General features: G+C 58.3%; 12 protein-coding genes. 9 read left to right on the top strand and 3 right to left on the bottom strand.

From position 1 onward, the window contains the following. Positions 1-191: 191 nt before the first annotated feature. Positions 192-626, top strand: coding sequence for a hypothetical protein (locus FE782_RS01755; protein ID WP_138191866.1), 435 nt, complete (start codon positions 192-194; stop codon positions 624-626). Between the two features lie 50 nt (positions 627-676). Here the strand turns inward: FE782_RS01755 and FE782_RS01750 are convergent, their stop codons facing one another. Genes FE782_RS01750 through FE782_RS01740 form a run of 3 tightly spaced genes read right to left on the bottom strand, consistent with a single transcriptional unit; the run spans position 677 to position 2,554 of the window. Further along, positions 677-1,324 carry a GIY-YIG nuclease family protein gene (locus FE782_RS01750; protein ID WP_138191864.1) on the bottom strand — a complete coding sequence of 216 codons (648 nt, stop codon included), beginning with the start codon at positions 1,322-1,324 and terminating at the stop codon, positions 677-679. Positions 1,325-1,382: 58 nt separating this feature from the next. Continuing rightward, positions 1,383-1,934, bottom strand: a complete 552-nt coding sequence (locus FE782_RS01745) for a hypothetical protein (protein WP_138191862.1) — start codon at positions 1,932-1,934, stop codon at positions 1,383-1,385. 2 nt (positions 1,935-1,936) lie between these two features. Then, positions 1,937-2,554: a deaminase domain-containing protein gene (locus FE782_RS01740; protein WP_138191860.1), complete on the bottom strand. Its 618-nt coding sequence runs from the start codon at positions 2,552-2,554 to the stop codon at positions 1,937-1,939. A 341-nt stretch (positions 2,555-2,895) separates the two neighbouring features. Between FE782_RS01740 and FE782_RS01735 the strand changes: the two genes are divergently transcribed. The 8 genes from FE782_RS01735 to FE782_RS01700 all read left to right on the top strand — a co-directional run bounded on the left by FE782_RS01735 (position 2,896) and on the right by FE782_RS01700 (position 12,902). Beyond that, positions 2,896-5,235: a helix-turn-helix domain-containing protein gene (locus tag FE782_RS01735; RefSeq protein ID WP_158299204.1), complete on the top strand. Its 2,340-nt coding sequence runs from the start codon at positions 2,896-2,898 to the stop codon at positions 5,233-5,235. A gap of 196 nt (positions 5,236-5,431) precedes the next feature. Next, positions 5,432-6,304: an ABC transporter permease gene (locus FE782_RS01730; RefSeq protein WP_138192413.1), complete on the top strand. Its 873-nt coding sequence runs from the start codon at positions 5,432-5,434 to the stop codon at positions 6,302-6,304. A gap of 13 nt (positions 6,305-6,317) precedes the next feature. After that, positions 6,318-7,214 carry a carbohydrate ABC transporter permease gene (locus FE782_RS01725; RefSeq protein ID WP_138191855.1) on the top strand — a complete coding sequence of 299 codons (897 nt, stop codon included), beginning with the start codon at positions 6,318-6,320 and terminating at the stop codon, positions 7,212-7,214. A 52-nt stretch (positions 7,215-7,266) separates the two neighbouring features. Next, positions 7,267-8,943 (top strand): ABC transporter substrate-binding protein, encoded by a 1,677-nt coding sequence (locus tag FE782_RS01720; protein ID WP_138191853.1) that lies wholly within the window; start codon positions 7,267-7,269, stop codon positions 8,941-8,943. A gap of 72 nt (positions 8,944-9,015) precedes the next feature. Further along, positions 9,016-10,293, top strand: a complete 1,278-nt coding sequence (locus FE782_RS01715; protein WP_138191851.1) for an alpha-L-fucosidase — start codon at positions 9,016-9,018, stop codon at positions 10,291-10,293. After that, complete coding sequence (locus FE782_RS01710) at positions 10,290-11,315, top strand: asparaginase (RefSeq protein WP_138191849.1); 1,026 nt, start codon at positions 10,290-10,292, stop codon at positions 11,313-11,315. Before FE782_RS01715 ends, FE782_RS01710 begins: the two co-directional genes overlap by 4 nt. Beyond that, positions 11,306-11,992, top strand: a complete 687-nt coding sequence (locus FE782_RS01705; RefSeq protein ID WP_138191847.1) for a copper homeostasis protein CutC — start codon at positions 11,306-11,308, stop codon at positions 11,990-11,992. Before FE782_RS01710 ends, FE782_RS01705 begins: the two co-directional genes overlap by 10 nt. Positions 11,993-12,029: 37 nt before the next feature. Then, complete coding sequence (locus tag FE782_RS01700) at positions 12,030-12,902, top strand: sugar phosphate isomerase/epimerase family protein (RefSeq protein WP_138191845.1); 873 nt, start codon at positions 12,030-12,032, stop codon at positions 12,900-12,902. Positions 12,903-13,172 lie beyond the last annotated feature (270 nt).

Below are 13,172 nucleotides of genomic sequence, written 5' to 3'. Positions count from 1 at the left end.
GGCATGGTGATCGAGTCTTGACTGGAGTACGTAGACGAGAGAGTCGCCGTGCTTCGGTACGATCGGATTACGGAAACCGTCGGCGCAGAACAAGCGAGAACGTATCTAAACGAGCATCTGCACGCCCGGAGCTTCGAGAGGTTGCGATCCGAGCGGCGCTGGAGCGCGGCGATACGGAGGAAGCGATTCGATTGGCGGAGTCGGGGGAAGCCCAGGACTTAGCGAGGGGGCTGCCAGGACTTGTCCATCGCTGGAGGAAGCATCAATTCGAAGCTTATCATCTCGCAGGACAAGTCAAGCATCTGCGGCAGCTGGGTCTATTGGAAGAGAGGCTGTTCGCTCGCCTTTTGGATTTCGTCCGCACGGAGCCTTATCGTATCGAATCGTTCTACGGCACATTGCTGCCGCATTACCCCGATGAGGTCAGAGCGCTACTCCTGATCCTTATCGAGCATCGGGCGGATGAATCCAAGGAAAGGAAAGCTTACGTGAACGTATGCCGAATCATTCCGTTGCTGCAAAAGGCCGGAGGGCAGGAGGAAGCTCTCGAGGTCGTGAAACGACTCTTGTTCAAGTTTCCGAGAAAACCTGCCTTTCGGGAGGAACTGGAAAAGATCCGTCGTTAGTAGGCAAGGTCGATGGCCGGTTTGCGGCGGAGCATACCGGCCATTCTAAACTACGCGCGGAATTGAACGTTCCACGCGGGACCGTGTTTCATAATCATCGCTACTTCCAGCTCTTTGACTAGGCCGACTTCCTTTTCTGATGTGCCCACGACTAGGATCGATAACGTGATACGGTCCGCATATTGGTTCATCTTTCCCCCGGAGGTATGGGTGCGACCGCTGTCGCTGCTTCTGAGATAATCCCTCAGCCGTTTCCTGAAGCCGCCGTTATTATATTCGACCGCTCTGCCGATGTAGACGGTTTTTCCGCCTAACTCCGCTTTATATAGCCCTATGCTTTGATTGTATCTACTTAGATCGCTTAAAGTAAGACTTCCCAGTATTCCAAGTCTCTGCCATCGGGAATCCCATTGATCCACCGATAAACCGCCTATTAAGGTAACGCCATCCTTAACTACAGTATTAGGTGAGGAAACACCATAAAACTTTTGCTTCCCGGCCTCAAACTTCTGCCTAGCGGCCTCGACCTTCTTGGCGTATTCAGGGTCTCTCATTCGCGATGATCCTTCGGCTTGGGCAAGCTTCCGTTCATAATCGCGAATTTTCTCGCCCGCATTCCTCTGAAAGTCTGCATGCGATCTTGCTCCGATTTCTATAACGGTAGAAGCCACTTTGCCGACAATATCCCAAAATCCCATGGATTTCATCCCCCAATTCAATGATCAACGATATTTATGGAAGGGCAACAAACGCGGGCTATACGAGGTCGTTAGGAAAGACTTCCCCGATAGGCTTCAACACCATCTCGTTCAACTCTCGAAAGCTGTTGCTCATTCGTTTGGGGAGCAGGGGCAGCAATTCGTCGATCAACTGCAAGAGATAGTCGAACTCATGAGAATCGTCGCGCTTCTCCATTGCGATTCGCCGCTGCGATCGTCCGTTGGCGTATTTGGTAAAGAACGTTAATACGGTATTCGTACTGGTAACTCGCTTGCGGTCGGTTCGGATGTGACCGGACTGGAAGTTGGAAAATGCCTCTGGATCGACGCGCGCGAGCAAAGTGTAGGTACAAGCGGCGACGAGGATAAAGCGAGTCTTGAGCGTTCCGTGATATAACAAGTGCATAGACTCGATCGTATCATCGAGCGCTTTCACGACATGTCGCTCGTACTCGGCTAACTTCGTTTGGATCTCTTCGATAGTGTGTTGTATCAATTCATCGTCGTTGAACAGGTTCTCCAATGCCACCCGTTTCTCGTCGGCTTGAATGGATGCTATCAATTTCTCTACATTCGGCTCTCGTTCCATTCCTAATACCTCCAACTGTACTTCGACGGCAGCGGCTGATGATAGGTATGATGATAAAAGATCGTTAATTCGGACTGGGAATGCCGCTCTAGGAACTGTTGGAACACCAGATCGCAATTCAGACAGGGTTCTTTATGCGAATAAATGTATACTTTGTAATCATGTAATCGTTGGTGGTGGATGAATTCGCTAATATTTTCGAGAATGATGCATTCGCTGTCATGAACTCTTCTCTTTGCCCCCGGCGTACGAACGCCTCTTGAACGATCGACTTCTATGTATTGGTAAAACTCGGGCGTCTTATAATACAGATCGGCGAGCATCCCCTCCCACCAGGAGGCATATGCTTTACTTCCTTTCACCCGGTTGATGAAAGCATTGTATTTGCCTTCGGTCTTCACCATGGTGGTCGAATAATAAAATTTCCGACGCCCCAGGGTCTTGTCTTCGAGCAGCCCCACTGCATAGTTTCCTCTTATATGTTCGTGGAGCTTCGGCCCCGTCAGATCTCCGGCTTTGGCCATGGCTTCTAGCATTACGATCCAATCCAAGTATTTTCTGTACAACAAATAGCCTTCCAAACTTTGCTTGTAATGTTTTACGTGTAATGTAGCCCTCATGCTTACCCCCTAAGAAGAGACTTTGCTGTGCACCTTCCGTCCCGTTCCATTCTCGCAGGTACAGAGCGGCAGAATCATCTGCGGATGCCGCTTGAACATGTCGGACATCCCCTTCCTATACAAATATTACTATTGTACCAGGAATAAGGCGAGTAGGGGGCCGCATGCCTACATAAAATATGAATCGGATGGCCTACGTCGAGGTTTTGTTTGTTGATCGTCCTACGGACACATATTTCCTGGGCCATAAACATTGCCACCTTCCCCTAACTCCTTTACACTGTTAAGTAAACGGTTTCACTTCTTCGGCATTCCGAACACCTATGGAGATGAACACACATATGCTTACTAGAAAAGGGTCATTCCGAAGCAGCCGCAAGGATCTAAAGGTGCTGCTTCATTTCTTTATCCCCTACGCCCTGTTGCTTGTAGGGTTCTTGAGCGTGGGCTATTACGCGTATGAACGAACGTCGCAGCTCATCGAAAGCCAAACGAAAGAGACGGCCTTCACCGTCATGGAACAGACGAAGGACATTCTGGATCGGCGCTTCGAGGAGATCGAGACGATCGCGGAGCAGGTGGCCGGCGGCACGAAGGCGCGGTCGTTCCAATACGTCGAGCAGCCGTTCGCGGGGACGAACCCGGTGCGCATTCTCGAGCTTCATAAGGATTTGTTCGACTACCCGCTGTTCAACCACTTCATCTTGGACTATTTCGTCGTTTACCCGGACAGCGAGATGATCGTATCGCCGAACGCGATGTACAAGCTGCGGCAGTTTTACGATTTGAAATTCCGATACGAGGGACAATCGTACGAGACGTGGGTCGGCGCGCTCGCCGATCGGTACCGCTCGAAGGCGTTCCTGCAGGGGCAGATCGTCACGTACGAGGGGAAGCAGCACTCCGTCGTGACGTACCTGCGTTCCTTCGGCACGAAGGAGCACCCGGCGCTCGTTCTGTTTCTGATCGATAACACGCAAATCCAGAACATGCTGCGCCGATTGAGCTCGGGCGACGGCGGCTTCGCGTTCATCCAGGACGAGCACGGGCAGACGATCAGCCAATCCGGCGTCGTCGGCGATACGTCGTGGTCCGAAGCTTTAAGCGACGGCTTCTCCGAGGCGGACATCGACGGGCGGCGCATGCTGGTCACCCGGTCGACGTCGGACTACAACGGCTGGACGTACGTGTCCGCGCAGCCGGAGGCGGCCGTGCTGGAGAAGGTGCAGTACTTAAGACGCCTCCTCTCGACGATTCTGGCGTTGGGACTGCTCGCGGGAATGGCGGCCGCCCTCTTGTTCGCGTACCGCAACAGCCGGCCGCTCTGGATGCTGCTGCGGACGCTGCCGACGGCCGGACGGACGGCGGGCTCGGAAACCGCGGCGCCGGCGCGGAACGCCTGGGACGAGATTCGCTCCTCCGTGACGAATCTCGTGCATCGCAACGGCGATCTCGAGGAGAAGCTCGAGCTGCAGATGCCGCTGCTCCGCAGCGGATTTTACGACAGATTGCTGCGAGGCTACTACGCCTCGAATCAAGATATCGCCGTCGCGATGGAGCATGCGCGCGTCTCCTGGGAAGGGGAGTTCCACGCCGTCGGACTGCTGGAGATCTCCGGTTACGACGGCGGCTACAACGAGGAGATGCTGCGAGAGCTCGATATTCGCAAGCTCGGCGTACGGGACGTGCTGGCGAAGAGCTACGGCCGGACGATCGCGGCTCACGACCTAAGCGAAAACCAGATCGCGCTGCTCATGAACGGGGACGCCGATTCCGCGGCGGCGTTCATGGACAAGCTGCGCCGCATTCTCGGCGAGCTCCGCGAACGGTTCGCGAACGAGCTTCACGTCGCCGTGCACGTCTCGGTCGGCGGCTGCTGCCGCCGACTGACGGACATCAGCCGTTCGTTCGAGGAAGCGCGGCTGCTGATGCAGCGGGAGAGCTGGTCGAGCGAGCGCGCGATCGTCTTCCAGGACGATGCGAGCCCGGCGATGCCGACGTATTTCTACCCGCCCGACGTGGAGCTTCGGCTCGTCAATCTGGTCGCCTCCGGCAACGTGACGGAGACGGACGCGTTGTTAGAACAAATCCGCGACAACAACCTAGTGCGGCAGAGCCTGCCCGCGGCGGTCGGCCGCATCCTGCTCGGCGAGCTGTCCGGGACGCTGCTCAAGTGCATCGGGGAGGCCGGCTCCGGCCTCGATCCGCACCGCGAGGAGATCGAGCGCGCGCTGCTGGCGGTGGAAACCGGCAAGCCGCCGAAGGCCGCGTTCGACGAGATCGCGGGCGCCTTCCTCTCGATCTGCCGGAGTCAGAACGACCGGAAGAAGAGCCACAACCTGCAGCTGAAGGACGATCTGATCCGGTACATCGAAGAGAATTACCACCGTACGGATCTAAGTCTCGGCAAGCTGGCGGAGCATACGCAGACGTCGGAGGCGTATATTTCTTACTTTTTCAAAGAACAAACCGGGGTGAACTTCTCCGATTATCTCGAGCGGCTGCGCATGACGCACGCCCGTACCCTCCTCGAAGGGAGCGACGCGCCGGTCAACGAGATCGCCGTCGCGGTCGGCTATTATTCGCTGAACACGTTCAGCCGCGCTTTCAAACGGGCGAACGGCCTCAGCGCCACCGAATACCGCAAATCCCGGAAACCCCAAGACGGAAGCGGCTTCTAAAGCATTGCACAATGCATAATTCGTGCATAATGCGCCGAACTCCCCCGATCTAAACTTCGGCATAACGCCGGAATTTATCATATTTACGGACGCCCCTCATCGATCCTATACTTCGAATCACACCGGCCGGGTGAGGAGAGATACGAGAGGGGGGCGTCGCCTGAGAACGCTGCAAGATCTAAGGAAGGGCTGGCAGCTGTACGCATTGTTCGCATTGCCGCTGATCTACGTCCTTCTGTTCAAGTATGTTCCTATGTTAGGAAATGTGATCGCTTTCAAACAGTTTTCGGTAACGAAAGGGTTGTTCGGCAGTCCGTGGGTCGGGTTCGATCAATTCGAGCGGTTCTTCGGCTCGTACGAATTCTGGCGGCTGTTGGGCAATACGTTGTCGATCAGCTTCTATACGTTGATCGCCAGCTTCCCTTTCCCCATCCTGTTAGCCATCGGACTGCATTACGCCAAGAACGAACGATTCAAGAAGACGGTGCAGATGGTCACGTACGCGCCTTATTTCATCTCGCTCGTCGTCTTGGTCGGCTTGCTCCTGCAATTTTTGGATCCGCGGACCGGCATTCTGAACGCGATGCTCGGATGGTTCGGGGTCGAACCGATCAACTTCATGGCCGAAGCGTCGATGTTCCAGTCGATCTACGTATGGTCGCATGTGTGGCAGAACGTCGGGTTCGCCTGCATCATCTATTTGGCGGCGCTGGCGGGTATCGATCCTTCCCTGCACGAGGCGGGCGTCATGGACGGCGCAAGCAAGCTGCAGCGGATCTGGCATATCGACATTCCGAGCATTATGCCGATCGCGGTCATCCTGCTCATTCTGAACACGGGGACGGTTATGGAAACCGGGTTCGAGAAAATATTGCTCATGCAAAATTCGCTCAATCTGCGGACGTCCGAAGTGATCGACACGTACGTGTACAAGGTCGGCCTCATCTCGCAGGCGCTTAACTTCTCTTACGCGACCGCCATCGGGTTGTTCAAAGCCGTCATCGGCTTCGTCTTGATCGTCGTCGTCAACGGAGCCGCGAAGAAGATGGGTCAGGAGAGCTTATGGTGAGGGGGGCGCAACGATGAGTCGTACCGTCATGAAAGAATCCGGCGGCGACCGGTGGTTCAACGTCGCCAACACGCTGCTGTTAACGCTCGTTCTGATCATCGTGGCGTACCCGCTCGTTTACGTGGTCAGCGCCTCCTTCAGCTCCACGTATGCGGTCATGTCCGGCAAGGTATGGTTATGGCCGGTCGAGCCGTCGCTGGAAGGATATAAGGCGATTTTCAAAAACAACAACGTCCTGACCGGGTTCGCCAACACGTTCCTGTACACGGCCGCGGGCACGCTGTTGAACGTCATCATGACGATTCTGGCGGCATACCCGCTGTCACGCCGCGACTTCCGCGGGAGGGCCGGCTTCATGCTGCTGCTCGTGTTCACGATGATGTTCAACGGGGGCCTCATTCCGACGTATTTGCTTGTCAAAGAGCTGTCAATGCTCGACACGATATGGTCCTTGATCGTGCCGACGGCGCTGTCGGTGTGGAACGTGATCATCATGCGAACGTACTTCCAGACCACGATTCCCCACGAGCTGTTGGAGGCTTCGCAGCTGGACGGCTGCAACGACTTCCGCTTCCTGCTCCGGATCGTGCTTCCGTTATCCGGGCCGATTGTGGCGGTCATCGCCCTGTTCTACGGGGTCGGGCATTGGAATCAATATTTCAACGCGATGATTTATTTGAAAAACCCAGATTTGTATCCGCTTCAACTCGTACTGCGGGACATTCTCATTCAGAACGAGGTCAACATCGAGATGCTGGGCGACGCGAAGACGGCGGCCGCGCGGCAAGGTCTCAGGGAGCTGCTCAAGTATTCGCTTATCGTGGTGACGTCGGTCCCGCTGTTGATCGTCTACCCGTTCGTGCAGAAGTTCTTCGTGAAGGGCGTTATGATCGGTTCGATTAAAGGTTAGGTACAAGAAGGTACATGACATACGCATGATTCAATAAGGGGGATATCCATCCATGAAGAGAAGATATGGGATCGGCATACTCGCGTTAACGTTGTTTGCGACCGCGGTGCTGGCGGGCTGCGCCGGCACGGCGAGCGAAGAGGGCGGCGCCGAGCCGGCGTCGAGCGAATCGGCGGGAGCGCCTCAAGAGCTGCTGACCGAGCCGGGCACGTACCCGATCGTGAACGAGAAGACGACGCTGAAGGTGATGGTGCGCGGCAACCCGCTCGTCGAAGACTTCGCCACGAACGAATTCACCAAGTGGTACGAAGAGAAGACGAACGTGCATATCGAGTGGGAGGTCGTGCCGGAGCAGAGCATGCAGGAGAAGCTGAACCTCGTGCTCGCGAGCGGCGATTACCCGGACGTCATCATGGGGCTGAACGTATCGCCCGCGCAAGAGATGATTTACGGCTCGGAGGGCGTCTTCCTCCCGCTGAACGAACTGATCGAGAAGCAAGGGTCCCAGACCAAGAAGCTGTTCGCAGACCGCCCGGACATCCAAGAGGCGATCACGGCGCCGGACGGCAACATCTATTCGCTGCCGGAAATCAACGAGTGCTATCACTGCTCGCAGAGCCAGAAGATGTGGATCTACGAGCCGTGGCTGACGAAGCTCGGCTTGTCGATGCCGACGACGACGGACGAGTTCTACGAAGTGTTGAAAGCGTTCAAGACGCAGGACCCGAACGGCAACGGCCAAGCGGACGAAATTGCGCTCTCGATCTCGCCGAAGTCGTGGCGCTCTTCGATCGACGCCTTCTTGATGAACGCCTTCATCTACAACCCGGCCTACGGCAATACGAAGCGCCTGTACGTGAAGGATGGCAAGCTCGACGCCGCGTTCAACAAGCCGGAGTGGAAGGAAGGGCTGAAGTATCTGAACAAGCTGTACGCCGAAGGGCTGCTGACGCCGGAGTCGTTCACGCAGGACGATAATCAGCTGATCCAAGTCGGGGAAAATCCGGACACGGTTCTCCTCGGCGCGTCGACGGGCGGTCACCAAGGGGTGTTCACGCAGCTGCTCGGCGAGAGCGGACGCTGGGCCGAATACGTGACGGTGCCGGCGCTTAAAGGGCCGAACGGCGTGCAGTACGCGCCGAACGATCCGACGGGCATGACGACGGGCACCTTCATCATTACGAACAAAGCGCAAAACCCGGAGGTCGCGCTCCGCTGGGCGGACGGCTTGTACGAATACGAGCATACGCTGCGCAGTAACTACGGCCGCCCGGACTCGGAATGGCGCGACGCGAAGGACGGCGAGCTCGGCATTAACGGCCAGCCGGCGAAGTGGTCGGAGCTGAAGTCGTTCGGCGAGGTGCAGAACGTGCATTGGGCGCAGACCGGCCCGGCGCTCCGCTCCAACGACTTCCGCCTTAGCGCGGTCAGCAAGGGCGAAGACGATCTGGAGGTAATCCTGTACAATGAAACGAAGAACAACTACGAGCCGTACCTGCCGAAGGACGTCGCGACCGTGCCGCCGCTGTTCATGACGAACGAGCAAGCGACGGAATCGGCCGATATCGCGAAGACGGTGAACGACTACGTCGACGAGATGCTCGCGCGGTTCATTATCGGCGACGCCGACATCGAAGCGGAGTGGGACACGTACGTGAAGACGCTCGAGACGATGAATTTGAACCGCTTGCTGGAGATTTACCAAGAAGCTTATACGGCGATGCAGTAATTCGTGGGCTCGCAGGGCGGACCCGTTCTTTCGAACGGGTCCTTCCATTATGAATAGGGAGGCGTTTCGACGATGAGTACGAGGGAAGAGCGCGTGGAGCATTTTCTGCAAGACCGGTTCGGCATGTTCATTCACTGGGGGCTGTATGCGATTCCCGCGCGGGGAGAATGGGTTCGAAGCGTGGAGAAGATCAGCAACGAAGCGTATCAGCCTTACTTCGAGGAGTTCGACGCGAGCCGGTACGACCCGAAGGCGTGGGCGCGCGCGGCGAAGCAAGCGGGGCAGAAATATGCGGTGCTGACGACGAAGCATCACGACGGCTTCTGTCTGTTCGACAGCGCGCTGACGGACTACAAGGCGACGAATACGCCGGCGGGGCGCGATCTAGTGCGAGAATACGTGGACGCGTTCCGGGCGGAGGGGCTCGGCGTCGGGTTTTATTATTCGATCATCGACTGGCATCACGACGATTACCCGGCGTACGGCGACCGCATCCATCCGGAGCGGGACAATCCGGCGTTCAAGGATAAGCCGATCGACTTCGAACGGTATTTGACCTACATGCACGGCCAAGTCCGCGAGCTGCTGACGAACTACGGCCCGATCGACATTATGTGGTTCGATTTCTCTTACGACGACATGACCGGGGAAAAGTGGAAAGCGACGGAGCTCGTGCAGATGATCCGATCGATTCAGCCGAACATCATTATCGACAATCGGCTCGGAGGCAACATCAAGGCGGCGGAGCCGGAAGTGTACGCGGGGGATTTCTACTCGCCGGAGCAGATCATTCCGCCGGGCGGCATCGTCGACGAGAACGGCAAGTCGATCCCGTGGGAGGCTTGCATTACGCTGAACGACAACTGGGGGTATCATTCGGAGGACCGCGCGTACAAGTCGCCGAAGCAGGTCGTTCGGACGCTCGTGGAATGCGTGAGCAAGAACGGAAACCTGCTGCTCAACGTCGGCCCGGACGCCAAGGGGGAAATTCCGAAGCCTTCGCTCGACATCCTCGAGGGCGTCGGCGAATGGCTGCGCCGGAACGGCGACAGCATCTACGGCTGCGGGGCGTCGGCGCTGCCGAAGCCGGAGTGGGGACGGTACACGCAGAACGGGAACAAGCTGTACGCGCATGTGTTCGACCGGGGCGTCGGGCCGATCTACTTCCAAGGGCTGAAGGGGAAGATCAAGAAAGCCCGGCTGCTGCAGGACGGCAGCGAGCTGATCGTGTCGGTGCCGTGGATGGCGGATCACTATTCCGATATCGAGAGCGGCGCGTTCATTACGCTGAAGGGAGCGGAGCTGCCGGACGATTGGGATACGGTCATCGAGCTGGAGCTGCTGCCATGACGGAGGCGTTAGTCCAAGAGTTTCGAGGCGGGATGCTGGAAAATGTCCACTACGGCCACATCTGCGGCGTAGACGAAACCGGGCGTGTGCGCTATGCGGTCGGCGACCCGGCGTACGCGACGTTCCTGCGCTCCGCCGCGAAGCCGATCCAGGCGCTGCCCTTCTTCCTGGAGCGGCTGGACGAGAAGCTCGGCTTCGCGGACGAGGAACTGACGGTCATGACGGCGTCGCACCGGGCGCTGCCGTACCATGTGACGGCGCTGGACGGGATGCTGCGGAAGCTCGGGCTAAGCGAGGAGTCGCTCGTCTGCAAGCCGACGTACCCGCTCGACGCTTCGGCCCGAGATGCGCTCGTCGCGGGCGGCTCCGGGCCGCGGCGCGTCTACCATAACTGCTCGGGCAAGCATCTCGGCGTGCTGGCGTACTGCATCGCGACGGGGCTGCCGACGGACGGCTACGAGCGGTCGGAGCATCCGGCGCAGCAGCGGATATTGCGGCTGGCCGCCGAGCTGTCGGGGTGCCGCGTCGAGGACATCGTCATCGGCACGGACGGCTGCGGCTTCCCCGTCTTCGGGATGCCGCTCTCCGCGATGGCGAACGCGTTCTTGAGGCTCGCTTGCCCGGACTTGATCGCCGACGCGGCGCTGCGGCGCGCGGCGGAGCGGGTCGGCGCGCTCATGAACGCGAACCCGGATCTGATCTCGGCCGACTATCTCATCTGTCCGAACTTATTGAAGGACCCGAACATCGTCGCGAAGGGCGGCGCCAAGGGCATCTACTGCTTCGGACTGCGCAAGGAGCGGCTCGCGTTCGCGCTGAAGGTGACGGACGGCTCCGAGGAGGAGTGGCCTTCGATCGTCGCGTCGATTCTCGAGCAAATCGGCTACGGCAACGAAGAGACGATTCGAAGGATGCGGCGCATCGGACCGAAGGACATTTTCAATGACAATGGGGTTGTTATCGGAGAAAATCGCAGCGTCTTCCGGCTGCGGACGACGGGGGAGGAAGCTTCGTGCTCTTAGAGGTGATCGCGGTGAGCGTCTCGGACGTTCGGGATGCCGTAAGGTTCGGGGCGGACCGGATCGAGCTGGTGACGGGCATCGGCGAAGGCGGGCTGACGCCGAGCGCCGGCCTCGTCGAGGGGGCGGTGAAGGTGGCCGGCGCGGTTCCCGTGAACGTCATGATCCGGCCCCACGCTCGCTCCTTCGTCTACGACGAATTCGACCTCGCCGTCATGGAACGGGACATCGAGCTCGTGCGCCGCGCCGGGGCCGCGGGGGTCGTGTTCGGGGCGCTGACGCCGGGGGGCGAGGTCGACGCGTATGCGGTGAAGCGGCTCGTAGCGGCCAGCGCCGGATTGGACGCGACGTTCCACCGGGCGTTCGACGAGGCGAGGGACCTCTTCGAAGCGTTGGAGGCGTTATCCGCGTTCCCTTCGATTTCCCGCATCTTGACGTCGGGAGGCTTAGCGCCGGCCCCGCGGGCGATGCCTCGCATCCGCGAGCTCGTCGACGCGGCCGCTCGGACCCATCTGCGGATTCTTGCAGGGCACGGCCTGACGCCGGAAGGGCTGGAGGCGTTCGTGCGGGAGACCGGGGCGGCCGAGGTTCATTTCGGGTCGGGGGTTCGGGAGGACGGCACGTTCCGAACCCGGATCGACGCAAGGAAGATGGCCGTCGTGCGGGGCGCGCTGCGGTGATTCGTTTTCATTTTCGAGGAAGGGGCGATTGTAGGCGATGAAAGTAGGGTTAAGCACGTACAGCTTGTTGAACGCGTTGAAGTCCGGCGAGATGACGGTGCTGGACGCGATCGAGTGGATCGCGGACAACGGCGGCGAACATATGGAGATGGTTCCTTACGGGTACACGGTGGAGGACAACCCCGAGCTGGCGGACGCGATTCGCGAGAAGGCGAAGGCGGTCGGCATCGAGCTGTCCAACTATTCCATGCCCGCGAATTTCGTGCAGGATACCGAGGAGGCGTTCGAGGCGGAGATGGCGCGGGTGAAGCGGCATGTCGACGTCGTGTTTCGGATGGGCGTGAAGCATATGCGGCACGACGTGACGGCGTTCACGCTGCCGAAGGAACAGATGACGATCCGCTGGTTCGAGGAGAGCTTGCCCTTGATCGTCAAGGGCAGTCGGATCATCGCCGATTACGCCGCGCAGTACGGCATTACGACGACGATCGAAAACCACGGCTTCAGCGTGCAGTCGAGCGATCGCGTGCAGCGCGTGCTGCAGGCGGTCGACCGTCCGAACTTCAAGACGACGCTCGATATCGGCAACTTCCTGTGCGTGGACGAGGATCCGGTCATCGGCGTCAAGAAGAACCTGCCTTACGCGTCTTTGGTTCACTTCAAGGATTTCTACATTCGTCCGTTCGACGAGCCTCCGGGCGACGGCGTCTGGTTCCGAACGGCGAACGACAACTTCCTGCGGGGCGCGATCGTCGGGCACGGCGATCTCCCGATCCGCAAGATCGTGAGGCTCGTGAAGGCGTCGGGCTACGACGGGAACATTACCGTGGAGTTCGAAGGTATGGAGGAGTGCAAATCCGCCTCCAAGATCGCCATGGACAACTTGCGCCGATTGTGGGAGGAAGCTTAAGCGTAGGAAGCGGAGGAGGCGGAGGAATGACTCGACTCGGGGATTCCCCTTCGGTACAATGATGGAAAGCATTCCGTTTCTTGTGAATTTCCAACGCGAAAAGGAAATCCTCCCTCTTATCGGTTCGTTCGGGCCGGCATCCGCCTCATGGACGGGAAAACCTCCGGCTTATTGGCGGGAAATGGCAGAAAACCGTCGAATGCGGCGAAATAAACGGGAGGATTTCCCGTTCGAGGATCGTTTCGGACGTCTGGGGCGGGAGTGAGCGGG

The sequence above is a fragment of the Paenibacillus antri genome, assembly GCF_005765165.1.
In the GTDB taxonomy this organism is placed as follows: domain Bacteria; phylum Bacillota; class Bacilli; order Paenibacillales; family YIM-B00363; genus Paenibacillus_AE; species Paenibacillus_AE antri.
The sequence above is the reverse complement of the archived record's forward strand: the minus strand, read 5'-3'. Positions and strand labels throughout refer to the sequence as shown.

Excerpts from the sequence above, each read along its gene's own strand:
- FE782_RS01750 (WP_138191864.1), bottom strand. The coding sequence starts at position 1,324 with ATGGGATTTTGGGATATTGTCGGCAAAGTGGCTTCTACCGTTATAGAA.
- FE782_RS01745 (WP_138191862.1), bottom strand. The coding sequence starts at position 1,934 with ATGGAACGAGAGCCGAATGTAGAGAAATTGATAGCATCCATTCAAGCC.
- FE782_RS01740 (WP_138191860.1), bottom strand. The coding sequence starts at position 2,554 with ATGAGGGCTACATTACACGTAAAACATTACAAGCAAAGTTTGGAAGGC.
- FE782_RS01735 (WP_158299204.1), top strand. The coding sequence starts at position 2,896 with ATGCTTACTAGAAAAGGGTCATTCCGAAGCAGCCGCAAGGATCTAAAG.
- FE782_RS01725 (WP_138191855.1), top strand. The coding sequence starts at position 6,318 with ATGAGTCGTACCGTCATGAAAGAATCCGGCGGCGACCGGTGGTTCAAC.
- FE782_RS01720 (WP_138191853.1), top strand. The coding sequence starts at position 7,267 with ATGAAGAGAAGATATGGGATCGGCATACTCGCGTTAACGTTGTTTGCG.
- FE782_RS01715 (WP_138191851.1), top strand. The coding sequence starts at position 9,016 with ATGAGTACGAGGGAAGAGCGCGTGGAGCATTTTCTGCAAGACCGGTTC.
- FE782_RS01710 (WP_138191849.1), top strand. The coding sequence starts at position 10,290 with ATGACGGAGGCGTTAGTCCAAGAGTTTCGAGGCGGGATGCTGGAAAAT.
- FE782_RS01700 (WP_138191845.1), top strand. The coding sequence starts at position 12,030 with ATGAAAGTAGGGTTAAGCACGTACAGCTTGTTGAACGCGTTGAAGTCC.